Source organism: Enterococcus sp. HMSC076E04, from assembly GCF_001814285.1.
GTDB classification, from domain to species: Bacteria; Bacillota; Bacilli; order Lactobacillales; family Enterococcaceae; genus Enterococcus_B; species Enterococcus_B lactis.
On sequence record NZ_KV815578.1, the window covers coordinates 22,681 to 39,792 of the forward strand.

Here is a 17,112-nt window from a genome sequence, read left to right on the forward strand (position 1 = left end):
GATGGCGACATTCTTATTAAGTGTATTAATCTTTGGAAGTGCAGGGGCGATTGTCTATACTCGTTTAAAATCCGGAAAGAATTGTGATGACTGTCAAACAGCTTGCCCAGTAAAAAAGGAACAGATCAAGCGATGATCAGTCGTTGCAAGAGTCTGTTCTCCCCTTTTTTGCTTATTTTGCTAGAGCATAGTAAGATGAGGGAAAGTAAAAAAAGAAAGAGGAAAGAAAATGTCTGGAAAGAAAAAAATCGTCCGCCCGCGCTATCAGCAGATTGCTGTTGATTTAGCCGAACGTATCGTTGAAAACCGATATAAAGTGGGTGAGAAGATCCATGCTCGCTCAACGCTTGCCAGTACGTACAATGCTTCTCCTGAGACTACTCGAAAGGCTATCAATGTGCTGGTAGATCTTGGGATCATGGAAGTACGGCATGGGAGTGGGGCATTTGTTGCCTCGAAAGAAAAAGCAAAAGATTTCCTATTGCAGTATCAAGATGTACAATCTATCCAAGATACAAAAGCAGAAATCATGGCGAGTGTGGAGAAGCAACAAGATGAGCTGAATCATTTTTCTCAATTATTGGATCAGCTGGTCAATCAAACGAAGCGAATACATAAGATGAACCCTTTACTTCCGTTTGAATTGTCTTTATCAGAAAAAGCAATGCATCTGGACCGCTCGATTAGCGAGTTGAATATCTGGCAGGCGACTGGTGCTACAGTTATCGCAATTTCTCATAACGAAGAACTACTTGTTTCACCTGGACCTTATGCTAAATTTACGGCAGGGGATATCGTTCATTTTATTGGAAATGAGTATACGCTACAGCGTATGACAAACTTTTTTTACCCGGAACATCAGCTTGCAGAATGATTGTGTGAAATATTATAAAAATATTAACTTGGCTAAACCTTTTATTTATAAAGATTTAACCAAGTTTTTTTTCTGTTTGGACAAGCAAATTTCTTTCATTTTTGACAAAGTGACTACATGATGTTAACATAGTGTGGTCACTTTTTTCAGAAAGAAAAATGAATTTACATAAAAAAGGAGAATTTGTTTGGTAAAAGTAGAAGTAAAACATTTAACAAAGATATTTGGTAAAAAGACACAAGCCGCTTTAGATATGATGAATGATCACCAGCCGAAAACGGAGATTTTAAAGAAAACCGGTGCGACGGTTGGTGTGTATGACGTGAATTTTGACGTAAAAGAAGGAGAAATCTTCGTGATCATGGGGCTTTCCGGGAGTGGGAAATCCACATTGATCCGTCTATTGAATCGTCTGATCGAGCCAACTTCAGGCAGTATCTATATTGATGGAGAAGATGTATCGAAGTTAAGCAAAGAAGAATTGCGAGAAGTCCGTCGTCATAAAATCAATATGGTTTTCCAAAACTTCGGTCTGTTTCCACACCGAACGATCTTGGAAAATACAGAATACGGGTTAGAAGTCCGTGGTGTACCTAAAGAAGAACGACAAGAAAAAGCAGAAAAAGCATTAGAAAATTCTAGTCTGCTTTCATTTAAAGACCAATATCCTAGTCAGTTATCTGGTGGGATGCAGCAACGGGTCGGCTTAGCCAGAGCTTTAGCGAATGATCCTGAGATCTTGCTGATGGACGAAGCGTTCTCGGCTCTTGATCCGCTGATCCGACGAGAAATGCAAGACGAATTACTGGACCTGCAAGCCAATGTTCAAAAAACGATTATTTTCATTACCCATGATTTGAATGAAGCTTTACGGATCGGGGACAGAATCGCATTAATGAAAGACGGCGAAATCATGCAGATCGGAACAGGTGAAGAAATATTGACCAATCCAGCAAATGATTACGTACGTGAATTTGTGGAAGAAGTCGATCGTTCCAAAGTGCTTACTGCTCAAAACATCATGGTACCTGCATTGACGACGAATATCGAATCTGATGGACCAAATGTCGCATTGACAAGGATGCGTAATGAAGAAGTCAGCATGCTGATGGCTGTTGACCGAAAGAGAAACCTGAAAGGAATCATTACTGCAGATCAGGCGTTAGAAGCTAGGAAGCAAAAACGTCCATTGATCGACTTCTTAGATGAAAATGTGACGGTGATCGGAAAAGACATGGTTGTAAGTGATATTTTCAATATTATTTATGATTCACCGACTCCGCTTGCAGTTGTAGAGGATGGAAAATTAAAAGGTGTCGTCATCCGAGGTAGTGTGATTGAAGCATTAGCAGAAACAAGCGAGGTGAGTGAACATGAATAATCTATTAAACTATCAATTACCAGTGGCAAACTGGGTAGAAAATATCACAGAATGGTTTACGACAACTTTTTCTGGCCTATTTTCATTTTTACAAACGATCGGACAGGCAGTGATGTCTGGGATTACAAATTTACTGTTAGTGATCCCAGCGCCTTTGTTTATCTTGTTATTGACGATAGCAGCTTTCTTTATTTCTAAGAAACGTCCAGGACTTACGTTGTTCACATTGATTGGTCTATGGTTTATTTATAACCAAGGTCTATGGAATGACTTGATGAATACTGTCACACTTGTTCTTTTATCTAGTGTGATCTCCATCATCATAGGTGTACCGTTAGGGATCTTGATGGCAAAAAGCAGTAAAGCTCAAAGCATCATCAAGCCAATCCTTGACTTTATGCAGACGATGCCAGGATTCGTTTATTTGATTCCAGCAGTTGCATTTTTCGGTATCGGGATGGTGCCAGGGGTATTTGCCTCAGTCATCTTTGCTTTGCCACCAACCGTTCGTTTTACGAATTTAGGGATTCGACAAGTACCGAAAGAGTTAGTAGAAGCTTCTGATTCATTCGGGAGCACAAGTCGTCAAAAACTATTCAAACTAGAATTGCCTTTAGCTAAAAGTACGATCATGGCAGGGATCAATCAAACAACGATGCTGTCACTTTCAATGGTCGTTATTGCCTCTATGATCGGTGCACCCGGCTTAGGACGGGGAGTATTGTCCGCTTTACAAAGAGCACAAGTCGGGAATGGATTTGTCAACGGGGTTGCATTAGTTATCTTAGCAATCATCATTGACCGTTTTACCCAGCATTTGAATCAGCCGAACAATAAGAAAGTTGCAGGAGCTGCAACACAAAAAAGTAAAAAACGTCAAGGATTGATCATTGGTGCTGTAGTAGTAGTGATCTTAGGTGCGATTGGTATAGGAAGTTTTTCTTCTGCCAAAGAAACAAAACGTATCAACTTGTCTTATGTCGAATGGGATACAGAAGTTGCTTCAACAAATGTAGTCGGTGAAGTATTGAAACAAATGGGCTATGATGTAACGATGACACCGCTAGATAATTCAATCATGTGGAAATCTGTTTCAAATGGCGAGTCAGATGCCATGGTTTCAGCTTGGCTACCTAAAACTCATGGTTCACAGTATGCACAATATAAAGATCAAGTCGAAGACCTAGGTGCCAATTTGACAGGAGCAAAAGTCGGTTTAGCAGTACCAGCCTACATGGATGTAAATTCGATCGATGAGTTAACCGATCAGGCAGGTAAGAAAATTATAGGAATTGAGCCAGGAGCTGGTGTAGTTACGGCTGCTGAAAACACGATCCAAAAATATGACAACTTGAAAGACTGGAAAGTCGAGACATCTTCTTCAGGAGCAATGACCGTTGCACTAGGACAAGCAATCAAAAAACACGAACCAATTGTAGTTACAGGATGGACACCTCATTGGATGTTTGCCAAATATGATCTGAAATACTTGGAAGATCCTGAAAACGGAATGGGAAGCGAAGAGCAGATCCATACGATGGTTCGAAAAGGATTGAAAGAAGACCAGCCAGAAGCTTATAAAGTATTAGACAATTTCCATTGGTCAGAAAAAGATATGGAAAAAGTCATGTTGGAAATCAACAATGGAAAAGATCCACAGCAAGCGGCAAAAGAATGGATCAAAGAGAACCAAGAATTAGTCGAAAGCTGGAAAAAATAAAAAAAACGGAAACAAAATAAATGGAGCTTCCAAAATTGGATCAAAAATCCAGTTTTGGAAGCTCCATATTCGTCTGTCTCTTTTTTTGCCTATAAAAAAAGAGAATGCGCAGTTCGTCTTCGAAACGTCCGAAGACGCCGACAAACTACCATTCTCGTGGGTTTGGCACCCAATGGGCCGTGAGGGGCTCGAACCCGCGACCCGCTGATTAAGAGTCAGCTGCTCTACCAACTGAGCTAACGGCCCATACAAAAAGTACTTAATAATAGTAGCACTAAGAATTTTAAAATGCAAGACTACATTTAAAGAAAATCAGAAAAATCTTTACTTCCTTATAGGAAATCATTCATAGATTATTCACATTTGCTCGTTATTATATAAGCATACCAACAAACAAAGTTCTTGCAAGAGAACAAACCCTAACACTTTTTTCATTTTTTACTCCTTTCCCGCCGTCTCCCCGGCGGGTCTCCTGTTCTTAACGATAAAAGACAAGAAGGCTTGGCCTTCTTGTTTTTTTGCTTTTATAAAATTCCATTAATTAAATCATCTAGTTCAAATAACTAGATTGAATGTTTATGGTAACTTTGGTATCATGTTAATGAAATGAAAAAAGGAGCGATTACGATGGAAAAAATGCGTCAGCAATTAATGGAGTGGGGAAAAGAACTGGAAACATTCCGTCTGCCTCACTGGGAAGAGCTCCCCGACCTAGAACTTTATATGGATCAAGTCAGAACGTTAGTTGATCGTTATCTTTCACCTGTGATACAAGGAGAAAAGCATCCATTGCTGACCTCCTCTATGGTAAACAACTACGTTAAACTGGGTTTGATACCAGCACCAGTTAAAAAAAGATACAATAAAGAACATGTAGCATTTTTACTTGCAATCACTACATTGAAACAAGTATTGACTATTCCTGAAATCAAAGAAGGAATATTATTCCAAGGAAAAACAGTGGGGATTCGTGAAGCTTATAATCTATTCTGTGATGAACAAGAAGCAGCTGTATGGATGGTCAGCCAATTAGCACAAGGCAAATCCCATCCCCAAAAATTCGACCAGGCGACCCCTGTAGAATATATTGCTGTAAGAGCAGCAACTTTATCGTTTGCAATGAAACTTCTTGCGGAAAAAACGATTGTTCTAGAAACCGAATACTTAAAAGAGGAGAAAACAAATGAAAAATGATAAAATCGCGATTTTAGTAGATTCTGGTACGGATGTGCCAGAAGAATTGATAAAAAAATATGAGATGTACATGATTCCTTTGAAAATTATTTATAAAGATCAGGTATATACAGATAAAATAGATATTACACCTGAAGAAATCTATCAACGTTTGCCAGAGGAAATTCCAGGTACATCTTTGCCTGATGGTGAGTCGATCACAGAAATCTTTGAGCAAATCAAAAAAGATGGTTATGAAAAAGTACTTGCGGTAACGATTTCCAGCGGATTGAGCGGGACGTATAACGTGGTTCGTTTGATTGCAGAACAGCAAGAAGAACTAGAAGCGTATGTACTAGATACGAAAAATATCGGTATTGGTGCGGGTTTTTCTGCAATACAAGCAGCGAAATGGCTAGAAGACGGTGTCGAGTGGAATCAGCTGATCAGTAATTTGAATGAATTAGTCGAAAGAACAAAAGTTTTCTTTAATGTTGCGACATTGGAATATCTCCAAAAAGGTGGACGGATTGGTTTGGTTGCTTCTATTTTAGGAACCGCTTTAAAGCTTAACCCGATCATCTCCTGTAATGATGAAGGAATCTATTACACAGTAGGAAAAGCTAGAGGGCGTAAAAAAAGTTTGGATAAGACGGTTGCTTATGTCAAAGAAAAAGTCGGCAATGCCAAGGTTTTTAACTTAGCCGTTGCCCACGGTGATGCGAAAGAAGAAGCGATTGAAATGGAAGCGAGGCTCAAAAGAGAGTTTCCACAAGCAAACCAAATCTACTTTGGTCAAATTTCTCCGGCATTAGTAGTCCATACTGGTCCGGGATTATTAGGTGTCGGTGTACAAGTTTTAGAAGGATAAATCAAAAAAAGGAAAACAATGATGTGAAAATCAGTGTTTTCCTTTTTTTATTGAAGTTAGAACAAAAAAAGAAAGTATTTTGCACTCCCATGTTAATTTTCTCTTTTGTTTTATAGGCAAAGATGAAACAAAACCAGAAATACGGTATAATGAAAAGGTGTGACAATAATATATAAGAGGTGGCTCTTTATGAAAAAAGTTTTAGTTGTCGATGATGAGAAGCCGATTTCGGATATCGTCAAATTCAATTTAGCCAAAGAAGGCTATGATGTTTATACTGCATATGATGGGGAAGAAGCCTTGGAAAAAGTTGCTGAGGTAGAACCTGATTTGATTTTACTTGATTTGATGCTACCTAAAATGGACGGCTTAGAAGTGGCTCGTGAGGTACGCAAAACGTATGACATGCCAATCATTATGGTAACAGCCAAAGATTCTGAAATTGATAAAGTCCTAGGCTTAGAATTAGGCGCGGATGACTACGTGACTAAGCCATTTTCCAATCGAGAATTAGTGGCAAGGGTCAAAGCGAATCTTCGTCGTGGTGCCACGGCTACGAGGGAACCAGAAGATGCGGCTCCTGCGGAATTGACGATTGGTGATTTGACCATCCATCCAGAAGCTTACATGGTGACGAAACGAGGAGAAACAATCGAGTTGACACATCGTGAATTCGAACTACTCTTTTACTTGGCGAAGCACCTTGGGCAAGTGATGACAAGAGAACATTTATTACAAACGGTTTGGGGCTATGATTATTTTGGAGATGTACGAACAGTGGATGTAACTGTACGTCGGTTGCGCGAGAAGATCGAAGATAATCCAAGCCATCCAAATTATTTAGTGACACGTCGTGGTGTCGGTTACTATTTGCGTAACCCAGAACAGGAGTAATTGGATGAAAAGAAAAGTCCGCTTTTTTCGATCAGTCAATTTTAAGATCGCTATTACTTTTATTTTGATTTTATTGATCTCGATCGAAATTATTGGCGCCTATTTTATACGTGGATTGGAACGTTCCACGATCAATACATTTATTAAAGATATGAATCAAACGGTGGAATCATTAGCGACGACAATCAGTCCGGAATTAAATCGAAAAGATAACGTAGATGACGAAGAGGTAAATGCGAATATCAAGAGATTCATTGAAAACAGTGCGACTAGCGATATCATCGAAATACGGGTCGTTGACGAAAAAGGGATCATCCGAGGAACAACTGATGTCAATGAACAAAGCGCTGTGGGAAAGAAAAATGATTATGTCGATATCAATGATTTCACAACTAAACGGTATGTTGCTTTAGATAACGACGATAAACGGGTGAATATCAATGTTCAACCGATCCTGTCCCCGACCGGCGATGCCGTTATCGGGGCTCTTTACGTCAAAAGTAATATCGAACAAAAATATTCGGAGATCAATAATACAGCAGTCATTTTCTTTACTGCCTCACTGATTGCTGCGTTTATCTCAATGATCGTCTCCGTTTTAGTTGCTCGTTCGATTACTCAGCCAATCGGTGAAATGAGAGAACAAGCCATTCGAATCGCCAGAGGAGACTACAGCCGGAAAGTCAAAGTGCATGGACAAGATGAACTAGGGCAGTTGGCTGATACCTTCAATCAGTTAGCTGAACGTATCGAAGAAGCTCAAGATACAATGGAAGCTGAACGCAATCGGTTGGATAGCGTGCTGTCTCATATGACAGACGGCGTCATCGCGACAGACCGCAGGGGGAAAGTCATTACGATCAATGATATGGCTGTTTCCTTGCTAGATGTCAAAAATGAGGAAGCAATTGGACAATCGATTTTGACACTTTTGGATATCGAAGAAGAATATACCTTGCGTAAATTATTAGAAGATCCAAACGAAATGGTACTTGACCGTTCAACCAGTACATTGGAGAGCGATCAGATGATCTTACGAGTAGACTTTTCCATGATCCGTCGCGAATCAGGTTTTATCAGCGGATTAGTAGCTGTCTTGCATGATGTGACAGAACAAGAAAAAACAGAACGGGAACGCCGTGAATTCGTTTCTAATGTTTCCCATGAGCTTCGTACACCACTGACAAGCATGCGCAGTTATATCGAAGCATTGAGCGAAGGTGCATGGAAAGACGAAGAAGTAGCACCAAATTTTTTGAAAGTAACATTGGATGAAACAGATCGGATGATTCGAATGATCAATGATCTTCTGAATCTATCTCGCATGGATACAGGAAATACCCAGCTTCAATTAGAGTATGTCAATTTTAACGAGTTAGTGAATTTTGTTCTTGACCGTTTTGATATGATGGTGGGAAACCAAGAAAAAAATTATAAGATCCGTCGCGAATTCACGCAAAGAGATCTTTGGGTCGAAGTAGATACAGATAAAATCATCCAAGTAGTCGATAATATCATGAATAACGCGATCAAGTATTCACCAGATGGGGGAACGATCACCTGTCGCTTATTAGAAACGCATAATAACGTGATTTTAAGTATTACCGACCAAGGATTGGGGATTCCTAAAAAAGATCTGAACCGAGTGTTCGAACGATTTTATCGAGTAGATAAAGCACGTGCTAGAGCACAAGGTGGGACAGGACTTGGATTAGCTATTTCTAGAGAAGTAATCAAGGCGCACCGAGGCGCGATTTGGGCAGAGAGCAAGGAAGGAAAAGGATCGACTTTTTATATCTCGCTGCCATACGAACCTTATGAGGAGGAATGGTGGGAATGAGAATTTCTGAAAAAGTCGTTCGCGTAGGACTTATTTTGATGGTTGCATTAAGTTTATATTTCTCTTATGCCATCTGGCTGAGTCCAGCAGGGAAAAGTTCGATCAGCGTCGATGAGACAAACACTCAAATGATCGAGTCTCAAAGCAGTCGGAAAACTTCTGAAGTTTTTCTTCCGCTTCATGTCACGTGGCACCATTCGGGAACGATCCAAGAAACCAACAGTGAAAATCTCGTGTACCGATTGCAATTGATCATCGATAAAGCAAGATTCGGGAAACTTTCTGAAGTCGTTTCGGGAGATGAATCACAATTCGAACAAGTGAAAAACCTGACATCTGGTTTCGAGTTGGCCTATAATGCGCCTTTTTTGCTAAGAGAATATAAGGAAGCATTTGATTTAGATGTAGACGTCTCGAATTTGGCAAAAGAAAGCGAAAATATGTATTTTACTAGAATACAATTCGATCAAGAAAACAAAAAAATCCGATTTTTGAATTATTCGAACCACCTTGTATATGAAGCGAATATTTCGTTGAATTGGGAGGATATCAACAAAGAATTAACAGCAAACGACACGAAATGGACAGAAATGTCAACAGAACCGTCGACGATCGACACCCAATATGCTACGAAACATTCAATCAAGTTGAAAAAGTACAGCTATATCCTTTCGCAGCAACCCTATACACTTTTTAGAAATGCTTTTTTCCAGAAACCAGATAGCGTGAAGAATAATGATGAAAGCAATGAATTGATTTTTTACGGTGGGAATGAAACGATGTCTATCCATTCGGAAACGCAAGTAGTTGATTTTCGAGGAGAGCTGCCAGAGAAAAAAGAAAATGCTAGTGTATTTTCTGAAAGTTTTCCCTATATTAGCAAATTAGGCAGTTCTTTAGGGAATCTCAGATATTTTGACCGCAGTGACAATACCATCGATTACCGGATCTTCGTGGAAGGCTTCCCGGTTTTTGGGACGGACAGCAGAGGACAGATTGGTGTGGAAGTTGGCGGTGAAACGAACGGTTCGGTGCAAGTGAATATTCAAACCAGTTTGAATACGATTCAAGTACCGATACCGTCAGATGAAGAAGTAGAACTTGCAAGTACGAATGAAATCATCCAGCAGCTGGAAGCTAAGGGAGCAGATAGCAACAAGATTGGTTCAGTAATCGTTGGCTATACATGGCAAAATGTTAAAGAAACGAATCGCGTCGTTGATCTCTTACCTGAATGGTATGTGAAATATGAAGATAACTGGTATTCAGCTAACGACCTTCTGGAAAAATTACCTGGATTGGAGGCGAATTAATTGGATTTTAAAAAAATCGAATGGATATTTTTCGTCGCTTTTTTAGGGTTGAATGTGTTTTTATTCAGCAGTTATCATGATGCGGTATACCAAGAAAACAATGTTATTCGTTCTGATCAGACTGAATCCATCCAACAACGTCTGGCTAGTGACGATATCACTTATACGGGGAAGATTTCTTCTGAGAGCAAGCAAGGCTATTATCTTAGCGCGGAACAGACCAATCTTAGCACTTCATTAGCAAATTATCGCAAGGCTGGTAAAAGCGGATTGTTGGAAAGTGGCGTGTTTTTAGACGGCGATGTTTTGACAAAATCCTTATCCAGCTCAGAATCTGAAAAGAACGTGATTGATCCAGATAAGATCAGCAGTTCTTTGGAAGATTTTTTAGCTAACAAAGACAATATTTTGTTCGGTAATGAGTATGTGTATACGAAAAACTTTTCTCATTTAGAAGAAGAACCACTAGAAATCCAAGCAAGCCAAGAGTATGAAGGTATTCCGTTCAATGATGATACAGCAAAAATCGTTCTTTCTTTAGAAAAAAACGATAACGATTATAGTATCACGAAATACATGCAGACGCATTTATCTGATATCGAGCAGCTGCGTGAAAAGACGGAACTGTATACAGAAGAGGAAGCAATCAATACATTGTACATCAATAACAAAATACCAAGAGGATCAAAAATCTTATGGCGTCAACTAGCTTATTCCTGTATTCTGAAAGTCCGGGAAAAAAATGTGTATGTTCCTGTTTGGCATGTAGCGATCGAAACAAGTGATAAAGTGGTTCAAATCGAGAGCGTCAACGCTTTCAGCAATACGATCGTGACAAACAACACTGTACCAAAAGTGGAAGATCAATAAAAAAGCGAGTATAATGAAAAAAGTTTACAAAGTAAGAAGGGAAGTAGGAGTCAAATGGCTGAAGAAAAAACAGCTTTTAAAATCAGTATCCTAGCAAGTGGAAGTTCGGGTAATTCACTTTATATCGAAAGTGAAAAAAAACGGCTTTTGGTCGATGCAGGACTTAGCGGTAAAAAAATCACTTCCTTGATGGCTCAAATTGATCGGACACCGGACCAATTAGATGGAATACTTGTGACGCATGAACATCGAGACCATATACATGGTGTGGGTGTCTTGGCTCGTAAGTATCATTTGGATGTTTTTGCCAATCAGCAGACTTGGGAAGCGATGGAGCCGCTGATTGGGAATGTACCAGTGGAACAAAAACATCTATTTGAGATGGGAAAAGTAAGAACATTCGGCGATATCGATATTGAGAGTTTCGGCGTCTCCCATGACGCAGCAGCTCCGCAATTTTATCGTTTCCATAAAGAAAACCGTTCATTCGTCATGTTGACGGATACCGGATACTGCAGTGATTACATGCGAGGTGTCATTGAAAATGCCGATGGTTATTTGATGGAAAGTAACCATGATCTTGAGATGTTACGCATGGGGCCTTATCCGTGGAATCTAAAACAGCGTATTTTAGGAGATAGAGGGCATCTTTCCAACGAAGATGGTGCACTTGTCATGACTGATGTGATCGGTAATCGGACCAAACGGATCTATCTTGGTCATCTTAGCAAGGAAAACAATATGAAAGAACTCGCTCATTTAACGATGGAAAATGTTTTGAAAGAAAAAGATTTTGGCGTTGGACATGATTTTGAAATCTATGATACAGATCCAGATGAAGCAACTGAGCTATTTTCGATTTAAACAGTGCAGTCAATAAAAAATAAAAACAGAAGATAAAATCAATTAGTGTTGGTTTTATCTTCTGTTTTTATTTTTCAGAACATTGACAAAACAACCGTGTTATCGGCTGACTACACTGATATGCTGTTTTTCATGTTGTTTATCCAGTATCTCATCTACTAATGCAATCGCGTAATCTGCCATGCTGATCGTACTGTCGCCAGCAGCGTTTCTTTGTAGATAATCATCACTTAATAAATAAGTGCCTGTACGCTTGCCGTGTGGATCAAATAAAGAAGCTGGACTGATATAAGTCCACTGTAGATTTTTAGATTGTTTCAATTTTAGCAATCCTTCGTACATATTGAAAGCTGTTGGATAGAAGGGTGCATTTTTAGGTACTTGGTCAATCATACGAGTCGTCTTTTCTGTATCCAAGAATAACGAAGAGGCACCCCCAACGACGATTAAGTGTGTATCGGTTCCTTCAAGTATCTCAATCAAATGGGACAAAGAAGTTTGATGCATTTCTTCTTTTCCTTTAGGAGCGTTGAAAGCATCAACGACAACATCAAAAGATGCAAGGTCAGTAGCTGTCAACTCAAATAAATCCTTTTGTATAAACGGAACATCTGATGGTAATTTTTCTGGATGACGCACGATTGCCGTCACATCTAACTCTCTGGACAATGCTTCGTCTAAAATAAATGAACCTGCATGACCAGTAGCGCCAATGATTGCGATTTTCATAAAAAACCTCCTTTTTTATTTCTGTCCATTGTAAGCAGTTACTGGATATTCGTCAAAGAATCCGTTTTTTGAAAAGCTTAGTGCGCATTCCTTTCATGGTTCGTGTTCATTAGGTATAGTTAAATTAAGAAAACTGGTTAATCAAATAGAAGATGAAGGAGATAAGAAATGAAAGAGTGGTTAGATCGTGCCTTTTTACCAATGATAACATCTGTTGTGAATCTTAGACCCTTAACTGCTTTGCGTAATGGAATGACTTATACGATCCCGATAATTATAGCTGGCTCGCTGTTTTTCTTATTTGCTCATTTTCCTGTAGATTACATCGCTCAGTGGATAGACAAAACAGGATTTTCTATGTATTTTACACAAGTATACCAGGCTACATTTGACGTGATAGCCTTTTGGATCGTTTTTGCTATTGCGTATGCTTATGCAAAAGAAGAAAACATCGATCACTTGCCAGTCGGCATGACAGCCTTGTCTGCTTACCTACTACTTATTCAGCCACTTAATGTTCAGGGAGAGATAGATAATATCTGGACAGGCGGTGAAGGGATACTAGGAGCAGTTGCAACCGGGCTCCTCATCGGATGGGGCTATGCACGTTTAGCAAGATTTGCGAAAGGGTGGAGGCAAAGAGGGAAGATTCCTGAAAATGTTTGGCAGTCTTTTACTTCATTGATTCCAATACTTGCTATAGTCATTTTTACGCTTATAGGTTCAGCTGTTTTTCAACAGTTGTTCGGGATGACTGTTATTCAAGGAATATGGACGTACGTCCAGCTTCCGATCCAATCGTTGATAGACACGTTATTCGGTGTGCTTTTATTAGGTTTTTTTGTCCCGTTTTTATGGCTATTTGGTCTTCATGGATCTGCGATGGTCAATGGGTTGGTTAGTCCGATCTTACAAGCAAACTCATTAGCAAATGCAGAAATCTTAGCCTCTGGAAAAGAATTGACTGTGGCAAATGGCGGGCATATCGTTACTCAGCAATTTCTTGATCAATTCATGACTGTTACCGGAGCAGGTTTGACGTTAGGGGCTGTATTTTTTATGATGTTTTTTGCGAAATCGAGGAAATACCGAGAATTAGGAAAACTTTCTCTTTTACCAGCCTTTTTCAATATCAATGAATCGATTATTTTTTCCACACCGATTGTGATGAACCCGATGATGGCTGTTCCTTTTATTTTCGCGCCGATCCTCTCAGGATTGATTACCTATTCCGCTTTATATTTTGGATTTGTTCCTTTATTTACAGCGGTCCAAGTTCCTTGGACAACACCGCCGATCCTCTCGGGTTTTTTAGTAGGCGGAGTGCCTGCAGCGATTTTACAAGGTATCGTGCTGGCAATTAGTTTTTTTATTTATTTCCCATTTTTGAAAAAAATAGATTCTGCAAACTTCAAAAAGGAAAGACAGACAAAAAATGCTGGAACAGCAGAAAAGATCATCGACTAAAAAAACAAAAATACTCCTGTCGCTTTAGATTGGAAAAATCACCAATCTAGGATGACAGGAGTATTTCTAATCATGTTTATACCAGTCCTTTTTGGACAGCTAATTGAACAAGAACAACTAATGTGTTCATTCCTACGTGTGTGATCATTGATGTCCAGATCCGACCAGTAGCTTTGTACTCTAGGCTGAAGAAGAAACCTAAGAAAAAGTAAATCAGCAAATGACCATCATTATGAGCGAACGCAAACAGCAAAGAGCTGATCACTGCCCCGACCCAAAAATTTGAATACCGGCTGATGATCCCCAGTATGCTGCGGCGGAATACGAACTCTTCCATGATGGGTCCTGCAATAGTTGTCGCCAAAATAAAAGCAGGTGCTTCCATGATCATCTGGATGATATTTTGTGTATTCTCAGAAGGGGTTGCTTCGCCAAACAATACAGATTCCAGCATGACAGCGATGCTTTGCAGAAGCAATGCGACAAAGATCCCAACTAATCCATAAATAACGATCTTTGGAACAGAAGCTTTTTTTACTGCTGATTCGATCGCTAAAGGCTCACGTTGCTTAAAATAAAAAATAGCTAGGACAACCGCGCCCAATATATACATGACTGCAGTTGCTGTGATCAATTCAGACGTAGATTTTACAAGTCCTATCGAAGCGAGGATCAAGGGTGAGATAAAAATTAAACCATAGCAAAAAATGCTGAGGAAACTATATTTTTTTAAAGACATGTAATTCCTCCTTTTAAGGGATAACAAGCATGCAAGGCAAGCTTTTATCGATTGATTTCAATTATATCATAATTTCAATAAGCAACTGTCAGAATAAAATTTCTTTTCTTTGATTTAAAAGCTTGCAAAAAAGAGGGAGAATGAGTATTATTAAAAATGTAGGTTAGCACTCGAAGGTTAAGAGTGCTAACGAATTAAAAAAAGAGTTATCGGAGGGATTTATCGTGTTAAAACCATTAGGTGATCGCGTCATTATCGAAGTCGCAAAAGAAGAAGAAAAAACTGTCGGAGGAATCGTTTTAGCTTCTTCAGCTAAAGAGAAACCCCAAACTGGGACAGTTGTTGCAGTCGGTGAGGGCCGTTTGTTGGAAAACGGTGAAAAAGTTCCTGCCGCTGTGAAAGCAGGCGACCAAGTTATGTTCGAAAAATACGCCGGTACAGAAGTAAAATACGAAGGAAAAGAATATCTGATCGTCGCAGGAAAAGATATCATGGCGATTGTTGAGTAAATTTTGAAGATAGAAAAAATAATCAAAAATAATCGATGAGGTGAATCAATCATGGCAAAAGAATTGAAATTTGCAGAAGACGCACGCGCAGCTATGTTACGCGGGGTAGATAAATTAGCAGATACAGTGAAAGTAACATTAGGACCTAAAGGCCGAAATGTCGTACTAGAAAAATCTTACGGCTCTCCATTGATCACAAATGATGGTGTGACGATCGCAAAAGAAATCGAGTTAGAAGATCATTTTGAAAACATGGGTGCAAAACTTGTATCAGAAGTAGCATCAAAAACAAATGATATTGCCGGTGACGGAACAACGACAGCAACTGTTTTGACACAAGCAATCGTTCGCGAAGGTTTAAAAAACGTAACTGCAGGTGCTAATCCTCTAGGCATTCGTCGCGGGATCGAATTGGCAACAAAAGCCGCAGTGGAAGAGTTGCATAATATCTCAACTGTTGTTGATTCAAAAGAAGCCATTGCACAAGTAGCAGCTGTTTCTTCAGGATCTGATAAAGTTGGACATTTGATTGCTGATGCAATGGAAAAAGTTGGAAACGACGGTGTCATCACAATTGAAGAATCAAAAGGAATCGAAACAGAACTAGATGTTGTAGAAGGTATGCAATTTGATCGTGGTTACTTATCACAATATATGGTAACAGATAACGACAAAATGGAAGCTGTTTTAGAAAACCCATATATCTTGATTACAGACAAAAAAATCTCTAACATCCAAGACATTCTGCCATTGTTAGAACAAATCTTGCAACAATCACGTCCATTATTGATCATTGCTGACGATGTAGATGGCGAAGCATTACCAACGCTTGTTTTGAACAAGATCCGCGGAACATTCAATGTAGTAGCTGTAAAAGCTCCTGGCTTCGGTGATCGTCGTAAAGCAATGCTTGAAGATATCGCTATTTTGACAGGTGGTACAGTAATTACTGACGATCTAGGTCTAGAATTAAAAGATGCAACAATCGAAAACTTAGGAAATGCGTCTAAAGTTGTTGTAGATAAAGACAATACAACGATCGTAGAAGGTTCAGGAGAAAAAGAAGCCATCGAAGCGCGTGTGCAATTAATCAAAAACCAAATTGCTGAAACAACTTCTGATTTTGACCGCGAAAAATTACAAGAACGCTTAGCTAAATTAGCAGGCGGTGTAGCTGTTGTTAAAGTCGGTGCAGCTACTGAAACAGAATTGAAAGAATTGAAATTACGCATTGAAGATGCATTGAATGCTACACGTGCCGCAGTAGAAGAAGGAATGGTCTCAGGTGGTGGTACAGCTCTAGTGAACGTTATCAGTAAAGTTTCTGCTGTAGAAGCAGAAGGAGACGTGGCAACAGGTATCAAGATTGTTGTTCGTGCCTTAGAAGAACCAATTCGTCAAATCGCTGAAAACGCTGGTTATGAAGGATCAGTGATTGTTGATAAATTGAAGAACGTAGAACTAGGTACTGGTTTCAACGCTGCTACTGGAGAATGGGTAAACATGGTTGAAGCAGGTATCGTAGACCCAACTAAAGTAACACGTTCTGCCTTGCAAAATGCCGCTTCCGTTTCTGCCTTGTTATTAACAACAGAAGCAGTCGTTGCAGATAAACCAGAACCAGCAGCACCAGCAGCTCCTGCAATGGATCCATCAATGATGGGCGGTATGATGTAAGAAAAGCACCTTGCTTATCTAGCGTAGCCCATTATTTGAGAAAGATAGATAAAAAGTAGAAAAGGAAGCGAAATACTTCTTTTTCTACTTTTTTTGTATGCTTATTCATAATAAATGTTATTTAAAGGGTATCATTTGCTTTTGCGAGTAGTTGGAAACTATACTATTTATAAAGGATTATGCATATTTTT

16 protein-coding genes and 1 tRNA gene are annotated in these 17,112 nt (G+C 39.4%); 14 read left to right on the plus strand and 3 right to left on the minus strand.

Annotated elements, in window-relative coordinates; all coding sequences use genetic code 11:
* The first annotated feature begins 1 nt into the window (after position 1).
* The 4 genes from HMPREF2961_RS15110 to HMPREF2961_RS03190 all read left to right on the plus strand — a co-directional run bounded on the left by HMPREF2961_RS15110 (position 2) and on the right by HMPREF2961_RS03190 (position 3,975).
* Positions 2–136, plus strand: coding sequence for a hypothetical protein (locus tag HMPREF2961_RS15110; RefSeq protein WP_002290587.1), 135 nt, complete (start codon positions 2–4; stop codon positions 134–136).
* A 93-nt stretch (positions 137–229) separates the two neighbouring features.
* Positions 230–874 (plus strand): GntR family transcriptional regulator, encoded by a 645-nt coding sequence (locus tag HMPREF2961_RS03180; RefSeq protein WP_002287801.1) that lies wholly within the window; start codon positions 230–232, stop codon positions 872–874.
* Between the two features lie 187 nt (positions 875–1,061).
* On the plus strand, positions 1,062–2,255 hold the full coding sequence (locus HMPREF2961_RS03185; protein ID WP_002290588.1) for a quaternary amine ABC transporter ATP-binding protein: 1,194 nt from the start codon (positions 1,062–1,064) through the stop codon (positions 2,253–2,255).
* On the plus strand, positions 2,248–3,975 hold the full coding sequence (locus HMPREF2961_RS03190) for an ABC transporter permease/substrate binding protein (RefSeq protein WP_002290589.1): 1,728 nt from the start codon (positions 2,248–2,250) through the stop codon (positions 3,973–3,975). The genes HMPREF2961_RS03185 and HMPREF2961_RS03190 overlap by 8 nt, the downstream gene beginning before the upstream one ends.
* 173 nt (positions 3,976–4,148) lie before the next feature.
* On the opposite strand, the gene HMPREF2961_RS03195 is transcribed toward HMPREF2961_RS03190, so the two are convergent.
* Positions 4,149–4,221 (minus strand) — tRNA-Lys (locus HMPREF2961_RS03195).
* 381 nt (positions 4,222–4,602) lie between these two features.
* On the opposite strand from HMPREF2961_RS03195, the gene HMPREF2961_RS03200 reads away from it, so the two are divergent.
* The 7 genes from HMPREF2961_RS03200 to HMPREF2961_RS03230 all read left to right on the plus strand — a co-directional run bounded on the left by HMPREF2961_RS03200 (position 4,603) and on the right by HMPREF2961_RS03230 (position 11,800).
* A complete protein-coding gene (locus HMPREF2961_RS03200; RefSeq protein ID WP_002290590.1) occupies positions 4,603–5,169 on the plus strand; it encodes a DUF1836 domain-containing protein in 567 nt (188 codons plus the stop codon).
* The gene (locus HMPREF2961_RS03205) at positions 5,159–6,019 is read left to right on the plus strand and encodes a DegV family protein (protein ID WP_002315692.1); all 861 of its coding nucleotides are present in this window, start codon (positions 5,159–5,161) and stop codon (positions 6,017–6,019) included. Before HMPREF2961_RS03200 ends, HMPREF2961_RS03205 begins: the two co-directional genes overlap by 11 nt.
* Positions 6,020–6,208: 189 nt before the next feature.
* Complete coding sequence (gene yycF / locus HMPREF2961_RS03210) at positions 6,209–6,913, plus strand: response regulator YycF (protein ID WP_002290592.1); 705 nt, start codon at positions 6,209–6,211, stop codon at positions 6,911–6,913.
* Positions 6,914–6,917: 4 nt separating this feature from the next.
* Positions 6,918–8,753 (plus strand): cell wall metabolism sensor histidine kinase WalK, encoded by a 1,836-nt coding sequence (gene walK / locus HMPREF2961_RS03215; RefSeq protein WP_002290593.1) that lies wholly within the window; start codon positions 6,918–6,920, stop codon positions 8,751–8,753.
* Complete coding sequence (locus HMPREF2961_RS03220; RefSeq protein WP_002315694.1) at positions 8,750–10,066, plus strand: YycH family regulatory protein; 1,317 nt, start codon at positions 8,750–8,752, stop codon at positions 10,064–10,066. Before walK ends, HMPREF2961_RS03220 begins: the two co-directional genes overlap by 4 nt.
* A complete protein-coding gene (locus tag HMPREF2961_RS03225) occupies positions 10,067–10,936 on the plus strand; it encodes a two-component system regulatory protein YycI (protein WP_002290596.1) in 870 nt (289 codons plus the stop codon). It abuts the gene before it with no gap.
* 54 nt (positions 10,937–10,990) lie between these two features.
* Complete coding sequence (locus tag HMPREF2961_RS03230) at positions 10,991–11,800, plus strand: MBL fold metallo-hydrolase (RefSeq protein ID WP_002315695.1); 810 nt, start codon at positions 10,991–10,993, stop codon at positions 11,798–11,800.
* Between the two features lie 99 nt (positions 11,801–11,899).
* Here the strand turns inward: HMPREF2961_RS03230 and HMPREF2961_RS03235 are convergent, their stop codons facing one another.
* Entirely contained in the window at positions 11,900–12,529 is a 630-nt protein-coding gene (locus HMPREF2961_RS03235) for an NAD(P)-dependent oxidoreductase (RefSeq protein ID WP_002315696.1), read from the minus strand.
* A gap of 168 nt (positions 12,530–12,697) precedes the next feature.
* Here HMPREF2961_RS03235 and HMPREF2961_RS03240 point away from each other — a divergent pair, with 168 nt between their 5' ends.
* Complete coding sequence (locus HMPREF2961_RS03240; protein WP_002315697.1) at positions 12,698–13,996, plus strand: PTS sugar transporter subunit IIC; 1,299 nt, start codon at positions 12,698–12,700, stop codon at positions 13,994–13,996.
* A gap of 76 nt (positions 13,997–14,072) precedes the next feature.
* Here HMPREF2961_RS03240 and HMPREF2961_RS03245 read toward each other — a convergent pair whose 3' ends face one another.
* On the minus strand, positions 14,073–14,735 hold the full coding sequence (locus HMPREF2961_RS03245; protein ID WP_002290604.1) for a CPBP family intramembrane glutamic endopeptidase: 663 nt from the start codon (positions 14,733–14,735) through the stop codon (positions 14,073–14,075).
* Between the two features lie 224 nt (positions 14,736–14,959).
* Between HMPREF2961_RS03245 and groES the strand changes: the two genes are divergently transcribed.
* Positions 14,960–15,244, plus strand: coding sequence for a co-chaperone GroES (gene groES, locus HMPREF2961_RS03250; RefSeq protein ID WP_002315699.1), 285 nt, complete (start codon positions 14,960–14,962; stop codon positions 15,242–15,244).
* A gap of 51 nt (positions 15,245–15,295) precedes the next feature.
* Positions 15,296–16,921, plus strand: a complete 1,626-nt coding sequence (gene groL, locus HMPREF2961_RS03255; protein WP_002290607.1) for a chaperonin GroEL — start codon at positions 15,296–15,298, stop codon at positions 16,919–16,921.
* The last annotated feature ends 191 nt before the right edge of the window (positions 16,922–17,112 follow it).

Excerpts from the sequence above, each read along its gene's own strand:
- HMPREF2961_RS03230 (WP_002315695.1), top strand. The coding sequence starts at position 10,991 with ATGGCTGAAGAAAAAACAGCTTTTAAAATCAGTATCCTAGCAAGTGGA.
- walK (WP_002290593.1), top strand. The coding sequence starts at position 6,918 with ATGAAAAGAAAAGTCCGCTTTTTTCGATCAGTCAATTTTAAGATCGCT.
- HMPREF2961_RS03245 (WP_002290604.1), bottom strand. The coding sequence starts at position 14,735 with ATGTCTTTAAAAAAATATAGTTTCCTCAGCATTTTTTGCTATGGTTTA.
- HMPREF2961_RS03190 (WP_002290589.1), top strand. The coding sequence starts at position 2,248 with ATGAATAATCTATTAAACTATCAATTACCAGTGGCAAACTGGGTAGAA.
- groL (WP_002290607.1), top strand. The coding sequence starts at position 15,296 with ATGGCAAAAGAATTGAAATTTGCAGAAGACGCACGCGCAGCTATGTTA.
- HMPREF2961_RS03220 (WP_002315694.1), top strand. The coding sequence starts at position 8,750 with ATGAGAATTTCTGAAAAAGTCGTTCGCGTAGGACTTATTTTGATGGTT.
- HMPREF2961_RS15110 (WP_002290587.1), top strand. The coding sequence starts at position 2 with ATGGCGACATTCTTATTAAGTGTATTAATCTTTGGAAGTGCAGGGGCG.
- HMPREF2961_RS03180 (WP_002287801.1), top strand. The coding sequence starts at position 230 with ATGTCTGGAAAGAAAAAAATCGTCCGCCCGCGCTATCAGCAGATTGCT.
- yycF (WP_002290592.1), top strand. The coding sequence starts at position 6,209 with ATGAAAAAAGTTTTAGTTGTCGATGATGAGAAGCCGATTTCGGATATC.
- HMPREF2961_RS03200 (WP_002290590.1), top strand. The coding sequence starts at position 4,603 with ATGGAAAAAATGCGTCAGCAATTAATGGAGTGGGGAAAAGAACTGGAA.
- HMPREF2961_RS03240 (WP_002315697.1), top strand. The coding sequence starts at position 12,698 with ATGAAAGAGTGGTTAGATCGTGCCTTTTTACCAATGATAACATCTGTT.
- HMPREF2961_RS03235 (WP_002315696.1), bottom strand. The coding sequence starts at position 12,529 with ATGAAAATCGCAATCATTGGCGCTACTGGTCATGCAGGTTCATTTATT.
- HMPREF2961_RS03205 (WP_002315692.1), top strand. The coding sequence starts at position 5,159 with ATGAAAAATGATAAAATCGCGATTTTAGTAGATTCTGGTACGGATGTG.